This is a genomic window from Streptococcus tangpeifui, from assembly GCF_044503215.1.
Lineage (GTDB): Bacteria > Bacillota > Bacilli > Lactobacillales > Streptococcaceae > Streptococcus > Streptococcus tangpeifui.
In genome coordinates this window covers 1295358-1317575 of record NZ_CP172427.1, presented here as the reverse complement: position 1 = coordinate 1317575, position 22218 = coordinate 1295358, and the positions used below count along the sequence as shown (strand labels likewise).

Here is a 22218-nt window from a genome sequence, read left to right as displayed (position 1 = left end):
GAGATTGAGACAAGCAAGCATTGAACGCAACACCTTTGAAACCAAAATCAAACTGAGTCTGAATTTGGATGTACAGGAGCCTGTTGATATTGATACTGGTATAGGCTTTTTTGACCACATGCTGACACTTTTTGCTCGTCATGGACGGATGTCGTTAGTTGTCAAAGCTGATGGTGACTTGTATGTAGACAGCCACCATACGGTTGAAGATGTAGGGATCGTTCTTGGTCAAGCCCTCAAAGAGGCACTAGGTGACAAGGCTGGTATCAATCGTTATGGGACCAGCTTTGTGCCTATGGACGAAACGCTAGGTATGGCCAGTCTTGATTTGTCAGGGCGCAGCTACTTGGTTTTTGATTGTAGATTTGAGAATCCAAAACTGGGCAATTTTGATACCGAATTGGTCGAAGAATTTTTCCAAGCGTTAGTTTTTAATGTTCAGATGAACCTGCACCTTAAGATTTTACATGGAAAGAATACCCACCACAAGGCAGAAAGTCTTTTTAAGGCGACGGGACGGGCGCTGCGCGAAGCAGTAACCATTAACCCAGAAATTCACGGGGTTAACTCAACTAAAGGACTCTTGTGATATGAAAATTATTGTTATTGATTACGATGCCGGTAATACAGCTAATGTCTTACGGGCACTGTCTAAAATTGGTGTCGAAGCTGAGTTATCAGCTGATTCCGCTAAGATTTTAGCAGCAGACGGCTTGATTTTACCAGGTGTCGGTGCCTATCCGACAGCTATGGAGGAATTGAGCAAACGCAGGTTGGTACCTGCTATCAAGGAAGCTGTTGCCAAAGGCACACCACTATTGGGGATTTGTCTGGGCATGCAATTGCTGACCGAAACAGGGCTGGAGCATCATGAAACGGCTGGCCTAGGCTTCATTTCAGGCGTGACACGTGAAATCCCAGCCAAGGATGGTTTCCCAGTACCCCACATGGGCTGGAATGATTTGCAGGTCAAACAAGCAACTGCACTGACAGTGGATCTGGATCAGCAGAATGTCTATTTTGTGCATAGCTATTTTACAGATGTTCCTAAAGAATACATTGATGCCACTGCTGATTACGATATCGAAGTGCCAGCTATGATTCATAAGGACAATGTCTACGGCGCTCAATTTCATCCGGAAAAATCAGGTGCTGTAGGACTTGGTATTCTCAAACGATTTGTGGATTTGTGTAAGTAGCTCGGCTATTAGGAACGAAGTGAGTAGAAACAGATACCCTCGCCGTAGTGGAATAGGACGCAATCTTTCGAGAGAGTTTGGCTTGAAACTTAGTCATGAAACCGAAGGTTTGCTGACATCCCCACCACATAAGGAGAGTATTAATAACAGAGTTATTTTGAACTAGATAATAAAAAAGAAAGGAAGGTTCAGGGATAAGATCAAGTAAGTTTTTTGAACTGAACCCGAGCTAAAAGCGTCGTGAAAAAGTTAAACTTCCTTGTGTGCGGGCACACGTCGTCAGTTTCCTATTTTCATCTCGCTTTCTTAACGCTCTTGGTATCTTAATTATGCAAATTTTACCTGCGATTGATATTAAAGATGGACAGGCGGTTCGTCTGTTTAAGGGGGACTTTAACCAGAAAACAGTAGTCAACCCCGATGTATTGGGGCAAGCACGGATTTTTGCAGATGCGGGCATTCAGTTTATCCATGTGGTGGATCTGGATGGCGCTCTGGACGGCCGTGCTACTAACCGTGATTTGATTGCAGCGCTTAAAGTTGCGACAGGTCTAGGCGTTGAGGTAGGCGGCGGCATTCGTACGCTTGAACAGATTGCGGACTACCTTGCAGTAGGGATCGACCGCGTTATCATTGGTTCGATGGCTGTTAAAAATCCTGCTTTTGTCAAAGCTGCATTGGACAAGTTTGGATCGGATAAGATTGTGGTCGGCATTGACGCTAAAAATGGCTATGTGGCCACCGAAGGATGGCTGGAAACCAGTACCGTTGACTACATCAGCTTGGCCAAGGAAATGGAAAAAATGGGGGTTAAGCTCTTTGTTTACACGGATGTTGACCGCGACGGTACGCTGACGGGTCCTAATTTTGACCATTACAAACAATTAGTAACCGAACTGACAACCGCTCAGGTCATTGCTTCCGGCGGAATCGCTGAGCTATCGGATTTGACTAAACTACAAGAGTTGGGTGTAGCAGGGACTATTGTTGGTAAGGCCTACTATAATGGCAATATCAACTTGGAGGAGCTCAAAGAATTGGAGAAGTGAGATGCTGAAAAAACGGATTATTCCTTGTCTGGATGTCAAGAATGGGCGTGTTGTCAAAGGAATCAATTTTGTCAATTTAACCGATGTGGGTGACCCTGTTGACTCAGCGCGTGCTTACTATGAGGCCGGCTGTGATGAACTGGTTTTTCTGGACATTACGGCGACCCATGAGGAGCGCGATACAACAGTGGATATGGTGCGTCGCGTTGCCGATCAGGTCTTTATCCCCTTTACAGTCGGCGGCGGCATTCGCTCGGCTGAGGACATGAATAAGATGCTCAAGGCCGGTGCGGATAAGGTTGCTATCAATTCATCTGCTCTGGCTAATCCCCAGCTCATCAAGGAATGTGCTGAAAAATTTGGCTGTCAGTGTGTGGTTGTGGCCATTGATGCCAAGAAGCAGGCAGACGGCAGCTGGCATGTTTATGTGGCTGGCGGCCGCAAAGATACCGGCAGAAATTTGATTGACTGGGTCAAAGAAGCGGTTAGTTTGGGAGCAGGTGAAATTCTCCTCACCTCGATGGATAAAGATGGCACAAAATCTGGTTTTGATTTAGATATGCTCAATGCTGTAGCAGCAGTAGCGGACGTGCCTATTATCGCTTCAGGTGGTGCAGGCAACAGTGATCATATGGTAGAAGTTTTCGAGAAAACACCAGCAACTGGTGCTTTAGCAGCTTCTATCTTTCACTACGGAGAAGTAGCTATTGCTGATACCAAAAAAGCTATGACTAAGGCAGGAATTGAGGTGAGATTATGACAGCTATCAAACTTGATTTTGCTAAGCAGGGCGGACTGATTCCAGTTATTGTGACGGACCATTTCACAGGACAGGTCCTTATGCTGGCTTATATGAATGAGGAAAGCTATCGGCTAACCCTCAAAACCAAGCAGATGCACTATTGGAGTCGCAGCCGCAACGAGCTCTGGCATAAAGGGGCAACTTCTGGTCACTATCAGTATGTCAAATCCATTGCAACCGACTGCGACCAAGATACCCTGCTCATCGCAGTTGAGCAGGTCGGCGCTGCCTGCCACACTGGAGCCTATTCTTGTTTTTTTAATGAGATATATTCTGAAGATTAGAAAGGAACTATGATATGCTAGAAACACTGTACCAAGAAGCACTAGATCGTAAGCAAAACCCTAAAGAAGGCTCTTACACTAATTATCTCTTTGACAAAGGATTGGATAAGATTCTCAAAAAGGTCGGTGAAGAAGCAACAGAAGTTGTTATTGCTGCCAAAAATGCTGACAAAGATGAAATTGCTAACGAGACGGCAGATGTTCTCTACCATTTAGCCGTTATGTTAGTCGAAACCGGTGTCACCCCAGACGATATCGAAACTGTTCTTAAATCCCGCCAAGGCAAACAAAGTAGAATCCATGACCGCAGAGAAGTGACAGATTATTAAAAGAGAGCCATCAATGAGATATTCCAAGAACTTGTTTTAAGTTCTGAAGGTTTTTTGATGAAATATGGTATCTGCTTTTCTGTGTGAGATTAATAGATTATTCGATCAATGGAATGAAAAAATGATTTAATTTATCGATAGGTAAAATACAAAAAGTAGTCGAATTTTTAAACTCGGCTACTTTTGATTTGTGTTTTGATTTATTTAGAACTTGAAGAACTAGAGCTGCCAGAGCTATCAGTTCCATGAATTTCTGCATAAGACTTAGCCTCATAAAGATCTTCTGATGTTTCGTTACCGCGTTGGTGGAAGAGGCTGGTTGACTTGTCCCCCTTCTTCTTATTAATCTTTTTGAGCTGGGTCATTGATTTTGTGTAGGAATAGTCACTGGCATCTGCTGGTTTTAAGCCAGGAATATCAGCAAAGCGTAGCAGATCACCGGTTTGTACCTTATCACTGTAAGATAGCTGGTCGGCAGCAGCATTGCGATATTTTTCGAGCTCAGCCTTGGTCTGCTCGTTTGGCTCAGTGATTTCTTGTCCATTTTGTGTGTAGTAGGTCTTACCGCCATAGCTGGTGTAGGTTGGTGTAAGGTAATAACCTGATGTCCGCAGGGGAACGAAATTATCATTTTTAGGTGATAGCAGGTCTTGTCCCATTTGGACGTAATCCTTAGTATCAATTCCTAGAAGATGGAGCAGAGTCGGCAGAGAATCAATTTCACCGCCGTAGGTATCGCTGACAAAGCCATTGGTATAACCTGGAATGTTAATAATATAAGGAACTTTTTGCATCATAGCATTGTCGTAATCAGACCAGGTTTCAGAATCTTTGCCCAGCAGCGGAGCCAGACTGGTATTGCGATCGTTGGAAATACCATAATGATCCCCATACAGGACAATGATAGACTTATCATAGAGACCGCTGGCCTTGAGATAATCAAAGAAAGACTTGATGGCTGAATCCAAGTAGTTAGCCGTCGAGAAATAACCGTTAACTGTATCATCTCCAGTATCAGCCAACGGGAAACCTAGTTCATTTTTATCACCGTTGAGGCTGGTGTAAGGATAATGGTTTGATACAGTGATGAACTTGGTGTAGAAGGGTTGCTGCAGCTGTTCCAGATATTTGATGGAGTCTTTAAAAAGATACTTATCATTGAGTCCATACTGGAAAGAATTAGAACTATCTTGTTTCTCAAAATAGGTAGAGTCGAAGAAGTAATTGTAGCCCCACTGTTTATAAGTATTGTTACGATTCCAAAAACTTCCGGTATTTCCGTGGAAGACAGCACTGGAGTAGCCACCTTTTTGAGCGAGGATCGAAGGAGTAGCATAGGCAGTATTATCACCGCCGTAGTTAACCATATAGGAACCGTTATTCAGACCATAAAGGGAAGTTTCCATCATGGTTTCAGCATCAGAAGTTTTACCGTTTTTAACTTGGTTAAAGAAATTGGAGAAGGAAATCGAAGATTTGGAGTGGTAGAGGGAATTAAGGAAAGGTGTGACTTCGTATTCTTTATCATCTGCCTTGAGCTTGTAGTCAATCAAAAATTGTTGGAAGCTTTCCAAGTGAATAACGATAACATTGCGTCCCTTGGCAATGCCGAAATATTTGCTATCGGGAGCGGCGTAATTTTTCTTGGCATAATCTTGCACCTCTTTAAGGTCACCAGCTGTTGCTGCACTTCTTTCCTTTTGTGCTTGATAGGTTTGATTGGCGCTGTAAGTCATAAAGGCTGGTAGGCCAATACCGCGCACGACATAATAGTTGGAGAAACCGCGGGTCAGAAGCTGAGGCCGGATGGTTTCAGCAGCGAAAAGATTCGCTGAGAAGAAGAGGACCGACAGAGCAGTGACAGCGAAACTGGCTCGCTTATTGAAAAATCGCTTATCTGATTTAATTTTCTTAAAAGCTAGCAAGAGGGCAAAGAAAACTACATCTACCAAATAGAAAAGATCGGTTACTTCAAAGAGATTGGCAGCAGAATCCCCCAAACCAGCGGCCGCCTTGGAACTGGCCAACAAGGTATTCACAGTAATAAAATCGGTGAACTCTCTAAAATAGACAGAGTTTCCAATAATAAGGATATTTAAAACCAAATAGAGCAGGATTTCCAAACTGTAGAAAACTTTGCTATTCTTGAAATAGAGGGGAAGTCCTAAGATCAGAAGTCCTAAGGGTAGTGGATTAAAAATCGCCACGACAATCTGGGCAGTGTCCTCTAATTCCAAGTTAAAATCAACACTATAGGCCCAGAGTGATTTTATCCAATAAAAAAAGAGAAGGACTAATACAAAGCCGAGTCGTGTATTAATAATATTGCCCAATTTCTTTAAGGGGCTTAAATACTTTTTCATTCCATATCCTCATTAATTTTAATTTCAGAAAAAATCCAGTTTACATTATACCACAATTTAATTTTTAGGCAGGAAACGAGGTAGAAAGTTTCCTGAAATTTTGGTACAATACTTAGTATGAATAAGCTTATTGTGGATGTCTTGGTTGAAAAGAAAATCAATCGTGGAATTCAGCTCCTTCAAGGACGGGATTTTAATGATTTTTCTATGACGGACCAAGTTCTTGGCCTTTATAATACCGAGGGAAAATTTCTGGGGACAGCCTACCTTTCCAAACAAAATAAGGGAATTGGCTGGTTGATCTCGCGAAAGAGCGTCCAATTAGATAAGCCTTTCTTTATCGACCTTTTTGAAAAAGCCAGAGCCAAACGGCAGGTTTATGAAAACGATGATCTGACTACAGCTTACCGCCTCTTCAATCAGGACGGTGATAATTTTGGTGGAGTCAGCATTGATCGCTATGGGGATTATGCCTTGTTCTCTTGGTATAACGCTTATCTTTATAGCTTAAAAGATAGCATTGTGGCGGCCTTTCAAGAAGTTTATCCTGAGCTTGTTGGGGCTTACGAAAAGGTTCGTTTTGAGGGTTTGGATTACCAATCTGCCCATCTTTACGGTCAAGAGGCTCCTGATCGTTTGACTATTTTAGAAAACGGCGTTAGCTACAATGTTTTTCTCAATGATGGTTTAATGACAGGGATTTTTCTGGACCAACGTGAAGTCAGAGCCAGTCTCACCAACGGTTTGGCCTTGGGGAAGACGATTCTCAATACCTTTTCCTACACAGCTGCTTTTTCGGTAGCTGCTGCCATGGGAGGCGCAGTAGAAACAACCTCGGTTGACTTAGCCAAGCGGTCTCGCGAGCTGTCGCAGGCGCATTTCCTAGCCAATGGTCTAGCTATGGATCAGCACAAGTTGGTTGTCATGGATATCTTTGACTATTATCGTTATGCCAAACGTAAGGGCTTGACTTATGATCTCATCGTCATCGATCCCCCCAGTTTTTCTTGCCATAAAAAACAGACTTTTTCGGTGGCAAAGGACTATCACAAGTTGATTTCCCAAGCTTTAGAAATTATCAAACCCGGCGGAATTCTTATCGCTTCTACCAATGCTTCCAACCTGTCGATTGGACAATTCAAAAAGCAGTTGGAAAAAGGTTTTGCAGGTCACAAACACCATTATCTCAATTTAAAGCAGTTGCCCGCTGATTTTGCGGTCAATCAAGCTGATCAAACAAGTAATTATTTAAAAGTATACACAATAAAGGTAGAGTAGTAAAAATATGAAAATAGTAGTTCCCGTAATGCCTCGTTCCCTAGACGAGGTCAATCAGCTTGATGCTGCCAAATACGACCACGCTGATATCATCGAATGGCGGGCCGATTTCTTGCCTAAGGATGATATTATCAAGGTAGCCCCAGCCATTTTTGAAAAATTTCCCGGTCGAGAAATCATCTTTACCTTGCGAACTCAAGCAGAGGGCGGCCAGATTTCTTTGCCTGATGAAGAGTATGTCAGCTTGATTAAGGAAGTATCGTCCCTTTATCATCCTGACTATATCGACTTTGAATATTATTCTCATCAGGACATCTTCTCACAAATGTTGGAATTTCCAAATCTGATTTTGTCCTATCATAATTTCGAAGAAACACCAGATAATCTGATGAGTATTCTGTCTGAGCTGACGACCCTGACCCCTCGAGTGGTCAAGGTTGCTGTCATGCCCCAGACTGAGCAAGATGTCTTGGATTTGATGAATTTCACCAGAGGTTTCAAGGTGCTCAATCCTGAACAGGATTATGTCACCATGGCTATGGGCAAGCTCGGTCAGGTTTCTCGCCTCGCTAGCGATTTGATGGGATCATCTTGGACCTTTGCTAGTGTTGACGAAGCGAGTGCACCAGGCCAAATCGGCTTGGCTGATATGTTTAAAGTAAGGGAGATTCTTGATGCAGATTGATGGATATACGCGGATGGCTGCAGTCGTCGCGCGGCCGATTAAGCATTCTATTTCGCCTTTTATTCATAACTATGCCTTCGATATTACGGGTGTTAATGGTGTTTATGTAGCTTGGGACATTCCAGAAGAAGACTTGCAGGAGTCTGTCCAAAATGTCCGCCGTTATGACATGTTTGGGATTAACATTTCTATGCCCTATAAGCAGGTGGTAATCCCTTTTTTGGATGAATTAGATCAGGCGGCCCAGCTGATTGGCGCTGTCAATACAGTTGTCAACCGTCAGGGACACTTGGTTGGCTACAATACCGATGGCTACGGTTTTTTCAAGGCATTAGAAAAAGATGATGGTTTTACTATCAAAGATAAGACCATGACCATCCTTGGCGGCGGTGGAGCTGCAACCTCTATCATTGTGCAGGCAGCTCTCAATGGCGCAAAGAGAATCAACATCTTTAACCAGACTCAATTTTTGGAAGAAACTAAGGCCAAGGCTGAAAAATATGCAGCAGCAACGGATGTCCAGTTGGATGTCTTCCCAGTTGAAGACCAAACCTTGATTCAGGAAAAAATCTTGGAAAGTGACCTTCTGGTCAATGCTACTAGCGTTGGCATGGACGGTAAATCTATGGTCCTTGCTGACGACACCGATTTGCCAGCCGGTCTAAGAGTGGCTGATACCATCTACCAGCCCTTTGAGACTCCCTTTCTAAAATACGCCAGAAGCAAGGGCCTCAAGGCCAGTAATGGTCTAGGTATGTTGCTCTATCAAGCCGCTAAAGCTTTTGAACTGTGGACTGAACAAGTCATGCCGACAGATGAAATTTGGCGGGAACTAGAAAAGCGCTACGATGTTTAAAAATAGATCCTAATAAGCATAGATTAAAGGGAGGCAGTATGAAGTTACGTGTCGATTTGAGTCACAGTCCCTACGACTTAGTTGTTGAAAAGGGATGCCTGAGTCAGGTAGGAGACTGGGTGGCTGGCCTCTGGGGCAAGCAAAAGATTACCATTATTACTGATAACCATGTCGGTGGCCTCTATGCTGAAAAGGTCAAATTAAGGCTGGAAGCAGCGGGTTTTGAGGCCCATGTTTTTGACTTTCTTGAAGGTGAAGCCAGTAAGACCTTGACTACAGCCAATAAAGCCTATGAATTTCTGATTAAAGCCGGTATGACCCGAAGTGACGGCATTATTGCCTTAGGTGGCGGTGTTGTTGGCGATCTGGCAGGTTTCGTGGCTTCAACCTATATGCGGGGCATTCACTTCCTGCAGATTCCTACCAGCCTGACAGCTCAAGTTGATTCGTCTATCGGAGGTAAAACGGGTGTCAATACTCCTTGGGCTAAAAATATTGTCGGCACCTTTGCCCAGCCCGATGGGGTTTTGATTGATCCTGATACCTTAAAAACTTTAGGCAAGCGTGAATTAATTGAAGGCATGGGTGAGGTCGTTAAATACGGTTTGATTGATGACTTAGAACTCTGGCAGGAATTGCAGACCATGTCTGGTTCAAAAGAGTCTATTCTAGAACACGCTGAATCTATTATTTACCATTCCTGCAATGTCAAACGTAAGATTGTTGTGGAAGATGAATTTGAAGGCGGTGTTCGCATGTACCTAAACTTCGGTCACACGATCGGCCATGCTATTGAGCAAACAGCTGGCTATGGCAAGGTTATGCACGGTGAAGCTGTGGCTATCGGTATGGTACAGATTGCTAAGGTGGCTGAAAAGAAAGGTCTTATGCTTCAGGGAATTTCGCAAGAAATTGCCAATATGTGTACTAAATTTGGCTTGCCAACAGATTTTGAACCTTGGGATGTGGACAAACTCTACCAAGCTCTCAGTCACGATAAAAAGGCTCGCGGTAAGGATATTAAAATCGTACTGGTTCCTGAAATTGGTCAAGCCAGCATCACTCAAATTCCCCTGACAGAAATGAAAGATTATTTGGTGAAGTAGATGAGATATTTAACAGCTGGTGAGTCGCACGGTCCCCGTCTGACTGCCATTATTGAAGGGGTTCCTGCTGGCCTTCCGCTGACAGCTGAGGACATCAACGGTGACTTGAAACGCCGTCAGGGCGGTTATGGCCGCGGTGGCCGCATGAAAATTGAAAGCGACCACATTGTCTTTACTTCTGGTGTCCGTCACGGTAAGACAACTGGTGCCCCCATTACGATGGATGTGGTTAATCGGGACCACCAGAAATGGTTGGATATCATGTCCGCAGAGGATATTGAGGAACGTCTAAAGAGCAAGCGCAAGATCACCCATCCCAGGCCTGGTCATGCTGACCTAGTCGGTGGCATGAAATACCGCTTTGAAGATTTACGCAATTCCTTGGAACGCTCATCTGCCCGTGAAACCACTATGCGGGTAGCTATCGGAGCCGTGGCCAAGCGGATTCTTGCCGAGCTTGATATCGAAATTGCCAACCATGTTGTTGTCTTCGGCGGCAAGGAAATTGATGTGCCAGATGGTCTTTCCGTTGCTCAAATTAAGGACTTAGCCGCTAAGTCAGATGTTTCCATTGTTAACCAAGAGCGGGAGCAGGAAATTAAAGACTACATTGACCAGATTAAAAAAGACGGCGACACTATCGGTGGTGTTGTGGAAACGGTTGTCGGCGGTGTACCGGCAGGTCTGGGCTCTTATGTTCAGTGGGACAGAAAGCTGGACGCTAAGTTGGCACAAGCTGTCGTCTCTATCAATGCTTTTAAAGGGGTTGAATTTGGTCTCGGTTTTAAAGATGGTTATCTGCCTGGCAGTCAGGTCATGGATGAAATTCTCTGGAACCCAGAAGACGGCTACACTCGTAAAACTAATAATCTAGGTGGCTTTGAAGGTGGCATGACCAATGGACAGCCTCTGGTTATCCGCGGGGTTATGAAACCTATTCCGACTCTCTATAAACCGCTCATGTCCGTTGATATTGAAACGCATGAGCCATATAAGGCCACCGTTGAGCGATCCGATCCGACAGCCCTGCCAGCAGCAGGTGTGGTTATGGAAGCCGTTGTTGCTACGGTCCTAGCTAATGAAATTCTTGAAACCTTCACCTCTGACAATCTTGAAGAATTAAAAGAAGCCGTCGATCGCCATCGAGACTATATCAAGAATTTTTGAATAAATAAAAAAGTTTGGGATAAAAGTAAGCTTCTTATTTCCCAAACTTTAGCATCAGAGAGTAAGCTCATTGATTGGTATTGAGCCTACCGATTGGGATTCAGTCCCCTAGAAGCTTAGGAGCGCTTATGAAAACAAAAACGATCTATATTGCAGGTCTAGGACTCATTGGTGGCTCCTTGGCCTTGGGCATCAAGCGAGATCACCCAAACTATGAGGTGCTAGGTTACAATCGCTCTGATAAATCTCGCAATATCGCCTTGGAACGGGGGCTCGTTGATCAGGCGACTGCCAATTTTGCAGAGTTTGCTCCTAGAGCAGATGTCATTATTCTAGCGGTTCCTATCAAACAGACTATTGATTTTATCAAGGCCTTGGCGGATATGCCATTAAAAGATAATGTCCTTATTACTGATGCTGGTTCAACCAAGGCTGAGATTGTGATAGCGGCGGAAAAATATCTGGATCCGTCCAAGGTCCAATTTGTTGGTTCCCATCCTATGGCTGGTTCTCATAAGTCAGGAGCCATTGCTGCGGATGTTAATCTCTTTGAAAATGCCTACTATATTTTTACCCCGACCAATCTAACTAGAGAAACGACTATTCCTGAAATGAAGGATCTCCTGACAGGTCTCCATGCTCGCTTTGTTCAAATTGAAGCCGCTGAGCACGACCAAGTGACGGGGCAGGTTTCCCATTTTCCTCATGTCTTAGCTGCCAGCCTCATGGAACAGGCGGGTGATTACGCTAAGGACCACGAACTAACCAATCATTTTGCGGCTGGTGGTTTTCGAGATATGACACGGATTGCTGAGAGTGAGCCTGGCATGTGGACTTCAATTCTTTTGAGCAATCAGGAAGCTGTCTTGGGTCGAATTGCTGATTTTAAGACTCATTTGGACAATGTGGCCCAACTGATTTCAGCTGGGGATGCTGATGGAATTTGGAATTTCTTTAATCAAGCTCGCCTGACCAGAAAAGCTATGGAAATTCATAAAAAGGGCGGTGTTGACAGTGGCTTTGATCTCTATGTCACTATTCCCGACGAAGAAGACAGTATTCTCAAGGTCCTAGAAGTCCTGCGGGGTATCTCCGTCATGAATATTCGTATTAACGAGGAGAACAGAGAAGATATCAATGGGATTCTCCAAATTACCTTTAAAAATCAGAAAGACCAAGCTAAGGCTATGGCTCTGCTTGGCAAACATGAAGACTATAATGTAACCCTCTAAAAGGAGACAGAAATGACAACTAATATTTATGATTTAGCAAATGAATTGGAGCGTGGCATCCGCGCCTTGCCAGAATACCATACCTTGGCTGAGCAAAAGGCTAAGATTGATGGGGATGAGGAAGCTAAGCAACTGTTCACTGAATTCACCAGCTTCCAAGAAGGCATCTATAACGCCATGCAATCAGGTCAAATGCCCAGTCAAGATGATCAAAAGAAGATGCAGGAGATGGGGCAAAAAATTGAGGCCAATCCGATCCTCAAGGCCTACATTGAAGCCCAGCAAGCCCTGTCCGTCTATCTCAACGATATTGAGAAGATCGTTTTCAAGCCTTTGGCTGATTTAAATAAGTGATGAATGAAGGTCGAAGGCCTCACAGTAGTACAAGAAAAGCCACTCTGCTAGGAGTGGTTTTTCATATCTCTATTTCTCATAAAATGCTTGATTCTTGAGCTCAATTTCTCGAACATGAGCGAATTTTTTGAGCTTTTTCAAATCTTCAGGATGGCTGACCAAGGTGACAACAGCACCATCCTTGCCCATTCGGCCGGTTCGGCCGGTTCGATGCGTATAGGCTTCCTTATCACGAGGGAGTTCGTAATTGACGACCGTTTCCAGATTTTCAATATCAATTCCTCTGGCAACAAGATCAGTCGCCAGTAACAGGGCTAATTCATGATTTTTAAATTTTTCTAGAATAACTTTACGGAATTTGACATTAACGTCACTAGCTAGGGAAACAGCAGAAGCACCACTGTATTGCAGGCGTTCCTCAGCGGCTCCTAAGTCGGAGAGACTGTTAAAGAAAACAAGTCCGCGAAACTCAGGAATATTTGAGAGCTTGCGTAGTAGTTCTAGCCTATGGCGTTTGTCCACTTGAAGATAGTAGTGGCTGATATTGTCCAGTTTTTGGTTGCTCAGGTTGATCTCTAGTGTCTCCTCAGCTAGCTGGTTGCGGTCGATCTTAGCTGTGGCACTCATATAAATCAGTTGATGGTCTCGTGGAACGTGGTGGCAGATCTTGCTGACAAACTGGTACTGAGAATCACTCAACAGTTCATCAAATTCATCCAAGACGATGGTATCGACATTCATCATCTTGACTTTTTTAAGTTTGACTAGCTCTAAGACACGACCGGGAGTTCCGATTAAAATCTGAGGCCCTTTTTTCAAGCGTTCAATCTGCCGTTTTTGGCTGGAACCTGAAAGCAGAACTTGGGCCGTATAACCAAGTGGTTCTGCCCAATCTTTGGTGACATCAAAAATTTGACCGGCTAATTCAGTGTTGGGGGCTAGGATTAAAATTTGTTGGGCTTTTTTGCTGGTCAATTTACTCAGGAGTGGTAGAAGGTAAGCCAGTGTTTTTCCGGTTCCGGTTGGACTGATTCCTAAAACAGTCTGGCCAGAGAGGATTGGCCCGAAGGCTTGTTCTTGGATTGGTGTCAGCTCCTGAATGCCAGCCGATTTTAATTGTTCTGCTAAAAGTGATGGTAATTGAATAGACATAGTGGATTCCTTAATTCTAGTTCGGGACTTTGTAAACAGAGTCTAATGGTCTTCTGTCCCTTTAATAGTGACTTTAATTATATCATCTTTTAGGGTATAATAGGGGATGATTTTAGATTAGATATGAGTAAGGTTCTTATGCAGAAAAAAACGATTATTATTGGCGTGACAGGCGGTTCTGGCGGTGGTAAAACCAGTGTATCTCGGGAAATTCTCAATCATTTTCCTAATTCAAAGATTGCAATGATTGAACATGATTCCTACTATAAGGATCAATCCCACCTGACCCTTGAGGAGCGAATATCAACCAATTACGATCACCCTCTGGCTTTCGATACGGATCTCATGATTGAGCATATCAAGGAGCTGCAAGCTGGCCGGCCCGTTGATATCCCCATCTATGATTATACCCAGCATACCAGAAGCAATGAAACTTATCGGCAGGAGCCTCAGGATGTCTTTATTGTTGAAGGTATTTTGGTGCTGGAAGATGAGCGTCTGAGAGACTTGATGGATATCAAACTTTTTGTCGATACCGATGATGATATTAGGATTATTCGACGGATCAAAAGGGATATGCTGGAGCGAGGCCGCAGTCTAGATAGTATTATCGAGCAATACACCAGCGTGGTTAAACCCATGTATCATCAGTTTATCGAGCCAACCAAACGCTATGCCGACATCGTTATCCCAGAAGGAGTTTCCAATACCGTAGCTATTGATCTCATCAATACTAAGATCGCCTCAATTTTAGGTGAGAAATAGGTTTGTAATTGGAGAAAGTATCATGAAGAAAATATTGCTGAGTATGAGTCTCAGTTTGGCTGTGATCAGTTTGACAGCCTGTGTTCCTTTTTCATTTAATGAATTTCAACATAAGGAGAGCCCTGCGTCATCATCTAGCAGTGATCAAGAAATTGAGGTTATTAACGAAAGTGACTTTAAGAAATTGGCTCAGGTAGAAGAAAAGGCTGTTCAAGATAATGAGCCCGCCGATCCTAAGCAAAAGTCCCATCAGCTGGCCTCAGCCCCAAATGGATTTTCAAGGACCGATGGTTCAGGTAAGGCGTTAATTGATTGGCGGTATTATGATATTCCTAATACTTGGATTCTTGATTCTTCTAGAACTAAGGATGGTCAACGTGATGTCACTTATGAAGCCAGTTCTGGGGATCCTCAGATCTATGCCCTGCTCTATACCCTGAATGCCTACGATAAGTCTCCATTTGATGGTGGAAAGCATTATGCCGATAGCGATTTAGATACTATTCTCGAGCAGGATCAGCAGAAATTTAACTATAAGACGACAGTGACTATCAGGGATAAAACCTGGCATGTTGGCTTGACCAACAGTAAGAAGGATAAGTTTGCCCAACTCACATTTTATTATATGGAAAATACAGGCAGTTTTTCGGATTCGATTCTGGTTGGCTCGCTTGTTTTTCCCTTAAATTCTGATGCTAGTGATTTTGATGAGAAGCTAAACACTAATATCGGTTATCTCAAAAATATACTGGAGCAGGTTACGCATAAGGTTGAGGCCCAACAGTAACTAGAAAAGGCTGGGAAAAAGTATTCCAGCCTTCTTTTTTGTAGTAATAACGGCTTGACGCAGTGACTGGGAGTAAGACTTGTTGACTATACCAAGAAGTCTTACCCCTGCACAGTTCATTAGTGCTTTAGCCTCACTGAACCACTGCTGATTGGTAGTCCTAACCCCTTGCTCTTCAATTGTTTGCACAACTGTGCGGAGGTGGGTTAAAAAGCTCTGGTAGAGCTTTTTAATCGGGAAATAAAGCTTGCAAGGCAAGTGTCAAAATGCTCCAGTGGACTTTGGCAGTCTGGGGATAGACTGCCAAAGCCTGCCACCTAAAAATAAGAAAGTGGCAGAGACCTGAGTCTTAAAATAAGAGAGCGAGGAAAATCAAAATCGTGATTTTATCACGATTTACTGATTTTTTATACGTAATCTTCAGAGATTACAATGCTTTGTAGATGAGGGCTAAGCTATCATGGCTGTTTGTCCCACTCTCACTTTCTTTCTAATGGCTAAGTGAGAGAATTTTCTATCTCAAATTATGCGATTTTTCAGAAAATTTCTAAAAAAGCCTTGACATTGATTTGCAAATACGTTAGGATAATAAACAAGAAAACATCGAAAGGAAAAAGTCAAATGATGACACGTTCTATGACAGTCTTGTTGTTGAGGTGTGAGGGCTAATGCAAAAGCATTAGTCCTGTTTGGCTTACCAAGCGGGATTTACAAAACATCTCGCTTGGCGGGATGTTTTTTTAATGGAAATGCAAAGGCCTGTTGTATGCAGTAAAATTTCCCCAGAAAAATAGAAGACTGACACTGTGTCTATTACATGACACGAGGAAGTTTATTTTTCCCTAAGAAGTTAGTGTCATTCTTAGTTCTCTGGCTAAATTTGTCACTAAGGTTTTGACATAGCCTTAAGGCCAGTATTTACCCACTTTTAATCAATCATTACCCAGAAGAAAGAGGTCATTATGCGTAAAGTAGAATTTCTTGATACCAGTCTTCGTGATGGGGAACAAACCCCTGGTGTTAATTTCTCTGTCAAAGAAAAGGTTGCCATCGCTAAGCAGTTAGAAAAATGGGGTATTTCTGCTATTGAGGCAGGTTTCCCAGCTGCCAGTCCCGACTCTTTTGAAGCAGTTAAGCAGATTGCTGCAGCTATGACTAAGACAGCTGTTACGGGTCTGGCTCGTTCAGTCAAATCTGACATTGATGCTTGCTATCAGGCCCTCAAGGATGCCAAGTATCCCCAATGTCATGTCTTTATAGCCACTAGTCCTATCCATCGGGAATTTAAGCTAAAAAAATCCAAAGAAGAAATTTTGGACGTCATCAAAGAACATGTTTCCTATGCCCGCCAGTATTTCGATGTCGTTGAATTTTCTCCTGAGGATGCTACTCGGACCGAGCTTGATTATCTTCTGGAAGTGGTTCAGACGGCTGTTGATGCAGGAGCAACCTACATCAATATTCCAGATACGGTTGGTTTTACGACGCCAAGTGAATTCGGCCATATCTTTAAATACTTGATTGAAAATGTCAAATCTGATCGCAATATTATTTTCAGTCCCCACTGTCATGATGATCTGGGAATGGCAACAGCCAATACTCTGGCTGCCATTAAAAATGGTGCCGGCCGTATTGAGGGAACCGTTAACGGTATCGGTGAGCGGGCTGGTAATGTTGCCTTGGAAGAAGTGGCGGTAGCCCTCAAAATTCGTGAAGATTATTTCAAGGTTACTAGTGATATCGTTCTCAACGAAACCACCAATACTTCAGCTATAGTTTCACGGTTCTCAGGTATTCCAGTTCCTAAGAATAAGGCTGTAGTCGGTGGCAATGCCTTCTCGCATGAATCGGGTATTCACCAAGATGGTGTTCTCAAAAACCCACTCACCTATGAAATCATTACTCCCGAGCTGGTTGGCGTCAAGAAAAATTCTCTGCCACTGGGCAAACTCTCCGGTCGTCATGCCTTTGTTGAGAAACTTAAGGAATTGAATTTGGACTTTGCTGAGGCCGAAATAAAAGACCTCTTTGCTAAGTTCAAAAAGTTGGCTGACAAGAAACACGATATCAGAGATGCTGATATCATCGCCTTGGTCGAAGGGGTTGATATTGAAAATCCAGAAGGTTTCCACTTTGCCGATTTGAAATTGATCTCTAATCAAGACGAAACCGTTACAGCAGTAGTTTCTATGGCTAATAAGGATGCTGAGGCTGTAGATACAGTGGCTAATGGTAAGGGATCTGTTGAAGCGGCCTTCAATGCCATTGATAAATTCTTCAATCAAACTGTTCGCCTACTCAGTTATAGTATTGATGCAATTACCGATGGTATTGATGCCCAAGCCCGAGTAGCTGTATCTGTTGAGAACGTTGATACAGGGACTATTTTCAATGCTACAGGTGTCGATTTTGATGTTATGAAGGCCAGTGCTATTGCCTATATTAATGCTAACGTTCTGGTGCAAAAAGAAAATGATGGCCAAATTGGTCGCAGAGTATCAGAAAAAGACTTCTAAGCAGACCGATTAATAGTCCTTGAATAAAACATTTAAAAAGGAAAGCGTAATGACCAAAAAAATTGTAACCTTAGCAGGGGACGGAATTGGCCCCGAGATTATGACGGCGGGCTTGGAAGTACTGGAAGCTGTCGCCAAAAAGATCAATTTTGACTATGAGTTGGATGCTCAGCCTTTTGGCGGTGCAGGTATTGACCAGGCCGGTCACCCCCTACCAGAAGCAACTCTAGCAGCAGCACGTTCAGCTGATGCTATTCTCTTGGCAGCTATCGGCAGTCCCCAATACGATAGAGCCCCAGTTAGACCTGAGCAGGGCCTCTTAGCTCTGCGTAAGGAACTCAACCTTTTTGCCAATATTCGTCCGGTAAAAATTTTCGAAGCGCTCAAGCATCTGTCTCCTCTGAAACCCGAACGAATTGACGGTGTTGATTTTGTCGTGGTAAGGGAATTGACCGGCGGAATCTATTTCGGTCAGCATGACCTTAAAGAAGCAGCAGCGCGTGACATCAATGATTATTCAGCTGAAGAAATTCGACGCATTGTCCGCAAGGCCTTTACCATTGCTCAGGGCCGAGGCAAAAAGGTGACCAGTATTGATAAACAAAATGTCCTAGCGACTTCCAAACTCTGGCGCAAAGTTGTGGAACAAGTGGCTCAGGAATTTCCTGATGTGACATTGGAACACCAATTAGTCGATAGTGCTGCTATGCTGATGATTACCGACCCGGCCCGTTTCGATGTCGTCGTGACAGAAAATCTTTTTGGGGATATCCTGTCAGATGAATCATCGGTGTTACCTGGCACCCTTGGGGTCATGCCCTCGGCCAGCCATTCACAAGACGGTCCCAGTCTTTATGAACCCATCCATGGCTCGGCTCCAGATATTGCTGGTCAAGGAATTGCTAATCCTGTTAGCATGATTCTCTCGGTTGCTATGATGCTGCGAGATTCCTTTGACGAGCAGGCAGGAGCAAGCATGATTGAGCAGGCTGTCGATACGACCCTTAAGCAGGGTGTCTTAACCCGTGACTTAGGCGGTCAGGCGACAACAGCTCAGATGACAGCAGCGATTATAGCTAATCTTTAAAGATGAGGCTAATTTTAAGTTTAGGGCTTATCCTTTGGAATCTGATCGCCTTTGTTGTCTATGGTCTGGATAAAAGACGAGCCATCAAGGGAGCTTGGCGCATATCTGAAAAGTCTTTGATTTTGCTGAGTTTGGCTGGAGCAGGTTTGGGATCTGCGCTAGCCAGTCATCTTTTTCATCATAAAACTCGCAAGTGGTATTTTAGATTTTCTTGGGCTCTAGGCCTGCTAATCGACTTGCTCTTAATCTATTGTTTATGGAGATTTAAAAATGAGTGGACAATCAATTTTTGATAAGGTCTGGGACCGCCATGTCATAACTGGTACGGAAGGCGACCCCCAGCTGATGTATGTGGATCAGCACTACATTCACGAAGTAACCAGTCCTCAAGCCTTCGATGGCTTGAGAGAAGCAGAACGTAAAGTTCGTAGGCCTGACTTGACTTTTGGAACCTTTGACCATAATGTACCAACCGTTAATATCTACGATATTCGAGATGTTATTTCCAAGGCTCAGATGGATGCCCTAGCTCGCAATCTTAAGGAATTTGACATTCCCCACGCGGCCCACGGCTCTGCTAACCAAGGTATCGTCCACATGGTCGGTCCAGAAACTGGTAGAACCCAGCCCGGTAAATTTATTGTCTGTGGGGATAGTCACACAGCTACTCATGGCGCTTTCGGAGCTATCGGATTTGGTATTGGAACGACGGAAGTTGAACACGTCTTTGCCACCCAAACTATTTGGCAGGTCAAACCCAAGAAGCTTTTGGTTAAATTTGTCGGGCAGCCACAAAAAGGTGTCTATGCCAAGGATTATGTCCTAGCCCTGATTGCCCAGTATGGCGTATCCGTCGGAGTCGGCTATGTGGTTGAATATACAGGAGAAGCTGTTCAAGCCCTCTCCATGGAAGAACGGATGACAATCTGCAATATGTCTATTGAGTTTGGCTCCAAAATAGGTATCATGAATCCAGACCAGACCACTTTTGACTATATCAAAGGGCGAGAACAGGCTCCTAAGGGAGAAAAATTTGACCAAGCTGTTGCCGATTGGAAGACGCTGGTCTCGGATCCAGATGCCCACTATGATAAGATCATTGAGCTTGATGTTTCTGAGCTAGCTCCTATGGTCACTTGGGGAACCAATCCTTCTATGGGCGTGGCTTTTGACCAGCCCTTCCCAGACATTCGTGATATGAACGATGAACGGGCCTATAACTACATGGATACTAGACCCGGCCAAAAAGTTGAGGACTTAGACATTGGTTACGTCTTCCTTGGTTCCTGTACCAATGCCAGACTGAGTGATCTTAAATTAGCAGCTAAATTTGTAGAAGGTAAGCATATTGCCCCAAACCTGACGGCTATTGTAGTACCTGGCTCCAGACCAGTCAAGACAGCTGCGGAAAAGCTAGGTTTGGATAAAATCTTTACCGATGCTGGATTTGAATGGCGGGATCCTGGTTGTTCTATGTGTCTGGGGATGAATCCAGACAAGGTTCCTGCCGGTGTTCACTGTGCCTCAACCAGCAACCGTAACTTTGAAGATCGTCAGGGCGTCGGAGCCAGAACTCACCTCTGCAGTCCAGCTATGGCAGCCGCAGCAGCAATTGCCGGTCACTTTGTCGATGTCCGCCAATTACCGGAAGCCCAGTAGGAGGAGTAAAATGGAAAAATTTACCGTTTATACAGGGACTACCGTGCCTCTGATGAATGACAATATCGACACCGACCAGATTCTACCCAAACAGTTCCTCAAACTGATAGATAAGAAGGGCTTTGGCAAATACCTGATGTATGAGTGGCGCTATGTTGATGACAATTACACTGAAAATCCTGATTTTATCTTCAATACAGTTCCCTATCGCAAGGCAACTATCTTAATTACAGGGGATAATTTCGGAGCAGGTTCCTCAAGGGAACACGCAGCCTGGGCCTTGGCCGACTACGGTTTCAAGGTAATCATCGCTGGCTCTTTCGGTGATATCCACTATAATAATGACCTCAACAATGGTATTCTGCCCATTGTCCAACCCTTAGAAGTTCGTCAGAAGTTGGCTCAGTTAGCGCCGACAGACCAGATCACCGTTGATCTTCCTGAACAAAAGATTCTATCACCAGTAGGGGAGTTTAGCTTCGAAATTGATGGCGATTGGAAACACAAGCTCCTCAATGGTCTCGATGATATTGGTATTACACTTCAATATGAAGATTTAATCGCTGAGTACGAAAAAAATCGCCCAAGCTATTGGCAGTAGTAATGCTTGATTGGTTTTTGAAAATTCTGAAAAAACCTTGAAAATACCAACTTTTCATGATAAAATAAGCGAAATAATTGATTAAAAATGGAGAAAAATATGACAAAACACATTCAATGGGACGGAAATCTTTCACAAGAAGGACTTGAGATTGTAAAAGGTGAAGGCGGCTGTATCGTCTGCCCAACCAAGGTCGGCTACATCATTATGACTAGCGACAAGGCTGGTTTGGAACGCAAGTTCGCTGCCAAGAACCGTAACCGCAACAAGCCAGGTGTGGTACTCTGCGGGAGCATGGATGAGCTTCGTGCTCTGGCTCAGTTAACCCCAGAAATTGAAAGCTTCTACCAAAAGCATTGGGATCAAGATATCCTGCTGGGCTGTATCCTCCCTTGGAAGGAAGAGGCCTATACTAAGCTCCAAGCTTTTGGGGATGGCCGTGAAGAGCTGATGACCGATAGTCGCAAGACATCTTGCTTTGTTATCAAGTTTGGTGTAGCTGGTGAACAGATTGCCAAGGAAATGTGGGAAAAAGAAGGTAAGATGGTCTATGCATCCTCTGCCAACCCATCTGGTAAAGGTAACCGTGGTAAGGTTGAAGGCATTGGCCAACGCATCGAAGAAGCCGTTGACTTGGTTATCGAAGCAGACGACTATGTTGCTTCTATCCAACCCGATAAGAATGTTGAAACCCGCTATGAACAAGGTGTGATGGTTTCTATGGTTGATAAGGACGGTAAACTCATTCCTGAACAAGGCAAAGGTAGCCGCTCTATTGATAACTGTCCGGTCGTTATTCGCAAGGGCCTAGATATTGACAAAATTATGATGAACCTGTCAGATACCTTCAACTCTTGGAATTACCGCCAAGGTGAATACTATTAAGAAGAATCGAATCACTCATCAGAGTGATTTTTTGCTATCATAACTACTGTTATTCTAGGAGA

23 protein-coding genes are annotated in these 22218 nt (G+C 43.9%); 21 read left to right on the top strand and 2 right to left on the bottom strand.

The features are described from left to right. The first annotated feature begins 4 nt into the window (after positions 1-4). The 6 genes from hisB to hisE all read left to right on the top strand — a co-directional run bounded on the left by hisB (position 5) and on the right by hisE (position 3663). On the top strand, positions 5-589 hold the full coding sequence (hisB, locus tag ACFSN5_RS06095) for an imidazoleglycerol-phosphate dehydratase HisB (RefSeq protein ID WP_165329130.1): 585 nt from the start codon (positions 5-7) through the stop codon (positions 587-589). A gap of 1 nt (position 590) precedes the next feature. Continuing rightward, positions 591-1199, top strand: coding sequence for an imidazole glycerol phosphate synthase subunit HisH (hisH, locus tag ACFSN5_RS06090; RefSeq protein ID WP_165329069.1), 609 nt, complete (start codon positions 591-593; stop codon positions 1197-1199). Between the two features lie 329 nt (positions 1200-1528). Next, positions 1529-2248 carry a 1-(5-phosphoribosyl)-5-[(5-phosphoribosylamino)methylideneamino]imidazole-4-carboxamide isomerase gene (gene hisA / locus ACFSN5_RS06085; RefSeq protein WP_165210593.1) on the top strand — a complete coding sequence of 240 codons (720 nt, stop codon included), beginning with the start codon at positions 1529-1531 and terminating at the stop codon, positions 2246-2248. A gap of 1 nt (position 2249) precedes the next feature. Then, positions 2250-3008: an imidazole glycerol phosphate synthase subunit HisF gene (gene hisF / locus ACFSN5_RS06080; protein WP_165210596.1), complete on the top strand. Its 759-nt coding sequence runs from the start codon at positions 2250-2252 to the stop codon at positions 3006-3008. Continuing rightward, entirely contained in the window at positions 3005-3334 is a 330-nt protein-coding gene (hisI, locus tag ACFSN5_RS06075; protein ID WP_165210599.1) for a phosphoribosyl-AMP cyclohydrolase, read from the top strand. Before hisF ends, hisI begins: the two co-directional genes overlap by 4 nt. A gap of 14 nt (positions 3335-3348) precedes the next feature. Next, entirely contained in the window at positions 3349-3663 is a 315-nt protein-coding gene (gene hisE / locus ACFSN5_RS06070; protein ID WP_165210602.1) for a phosphoribosyl-ATP diphosphatase, read from the top strand. Positions 3664-3863: 200 nt separating this feature from the next. On the opposite strand, the gene ACFSN5_RS06065 is transcribed toward hisE, so the two are convergent. Further along, positions 3864-6026, bottom strand: a complete 2163-nt coding sequence (locus ACFSN5_RS06065) for an LTA synthase family protein (protein WP_165210605.1) — start codon at positions 6024-6026, stop codon at positions 3864-3866. A gap of 117 nt (positions 6027-6143) precedes the next feature. On the opposite strand from ACFSN5_RS06065, the gene ACFSN5_RS06060 reads away from it, so the two are divergent. The 7 genes from ACFSN5_RS06060 to ACFSN5_RS06030 all read left to right on the top strand — a co-directional run bounded on the left by ACFSN5_RS06060 (position 6144) and on the right by ACFSN5_RS06030 (position 12704). Continuing rightward, positions 6144-7304, top strand: a complete 1161-nt coding sequence (locus ACFSN5_RS06060) for a class I SAM-dependent rRNA methyltransferase (protein WP_165329068.1) — start codon at positions 6144-6146, stop codon at positions 7302-7304. Positions 7305-7311: 7 nt separating this feature from the next. Continuing rightward, positions 7312-7989 carry a type I 3-dehydroquinate dehydratase gene (aroD, locus tag ACFSN5_RS06055; protein ID WP_004229706.1) on the top strand — a complete coding sequence of 226 codons (678 nt, stop codon included), beginning with the start codon at positions 7312-7314 and terminating at the stop codon, positions 7987-7989. Continuing rightward, on the top strand, positions 7979-8845 hold the full coding sequence (locus ACFSN5_RS06050; RefSeq protein WP_165210611.1) for a shikimate dehydrogenase: 867 nt from the start codon (positions 7979-7981) through the stop codon (positions 8843-8845). Before aroD ends, ACFSN5_RS06050 begins: the two co-directional genes overlap by 11 nt. Positions 8846-8883: 38 nt before the next feature. Continuing rightward, the gene (aroB, locus tag ACFSN5_RS06045) at positions 8884-9951 is read left to right on the top strand and encodes a 3-dehydroquinate synthase (RefSeq protein ID WP_003048890.1); all 1068 of its coding nucleotides are present in this window, start codon (positions 8884-8886) and stop codon (positions 9949-9951) included. Then, a complete protein-coding gene (aroC, locus tag ACFSN5_RS06040) occupies positions 9952-11118 on the top strand; it encodes a chorismate synthase (RefSeq protein ID WP_165210614.1) in 1167 nt (388 codons plus the stop codon). 128 nt (positions 11119-11246) lie between these two features. Next, entirely contained in the window at positions 11247-12350 is a 1104-nt protein-coding gene (locus ACFSN5_RS06035) for a prephenate dehydrogenase (protein WP_165210617.1), read from the top strand. 12 nt (positions 12351-12362) lie between these two features. Then, a complete protein-coding gene (locus ACFSN5_RS06030) occupies positions 12363-12704 on the top strand; it encodes a YlbF/YmcA family competence regulator (RefSeq protein WP_004225626.1) in 342 nt (113 codons plus the stop codon). A 69-nt stretch (positions 12705-12773) separates the two neighbouring features. On the opposite strand, the gene ACFSN5_RS06025 is transcribed toward ACFSN5_RS06030, so the two are convergent. Next, positions 12774-13856, bottom strand: coding sequence for a DEAD/DEAH box helicase (locus ACFSN5_RS06025; RefSeq protein ID WP_165210620.1), 1083 nt, complete (start codon positions 13854-13856; stop codon positions 12774-12776). A 138-nt stretch (positions 13857-13994) separates the two neighbouring features. On the opposite strand from ACFSN5_RS06025, the gene udk reads away from it, so the two are divergent. From udk to ACFSN5_RS05985, 8 genes are all read left to right on the top strand, one after another. After that, complete coding sequence (udk, locus tag ACFSN5_RS06020) at positions 13995-14621, top strand: uridine kinase (protein ID WP_165210623.1); 627 nt, start codon at positions 13995-13997, stop codon at positions 14619-14621. A gap of 22 nt (positions 14622-14643) precedes the next feature. Further along, positions 14644-15408, top strand: a complete 765-nt coding sequence (locus ACFSN5_RS06015) for a hypothetical protein (RefSeq protein ID WP_241154195.1) — start codon at positions 14644-14646, stop codon at positions 15406-15408. Positions 15409-16370: 962 nt separating this feature from the next. Then, the gene (locus tag ACFSN5_RS06010; RefSeq protein WP_165329067.1) at positions 16371-17924 is read left to right on the top strand and encodes a 2-isopropylmalate synthase; all 1554 of its coding nucleotides are present in this window, start codon (positions 16371-16373) and stop codon (positions 17922-17924) included. 49 nt (positions 17925-17973) lie between these two features. Next, a complete protein-coding gene (gene leuB, locus ACFSN5_RS06005) occupies positions 17974-19011 on the top strand; it encodes a 3-isopropylmalate dehydrogenase (RefSeq protein WP_165210629.1) in 1038 nt (345 codons plus the stop codon). 2 nt (positions 19012-19013) lie between these two features. Next, positions 19014-19304: a DUF1294 domain-containing protein gene (locus tag ACFSN5_RS06000; protein WP_165210632.1), complete on the top strand. Its 291-nt coding sequence runs from the start codon at positions 19014-19016 to the stop codon at positions 19302-19304. Beyond that, positions 19282-20670 (top strand): 3-isopropylmalate dehydratase large subunit, encoded by a 1389-nt coding sequence (gene leuC / locus ACFSN5_RS05995; protein WP_165210635.1) that lies wholly within the window; start codon positions 19282-19284, stop codon positions 20668-20670. Before ACFSN5_RS06000 ends, leuC begins: the two co-directional genes overlap by 23 nt. A gap of 10 nt (positions 20671-20680) precedes the next feature. Beyond that, entirely contained in the window at positions 20681-21271 is a 591-nt protein-coding gene (leuD, locus tag ACFSN5_RS05990; protein WP_165210638.1) for a 3-isopropylmalate dehydratase small subunit, read from the top strand. 99 nt (positions 21272-21370) lie between these two features. After that, on the top strand, positions 21371-22156 hold the full coding sequence (locus tag ACFSN5_RS05985; protein WP_165210641.1) for an L-threonylcarbamoyladenylate synthase: 786 nt from the start codon (positions 21371-21373) through the stop codon (positions 22154-22156). Positions 22157-22218 lie beyond the last annotated feature (62 nt).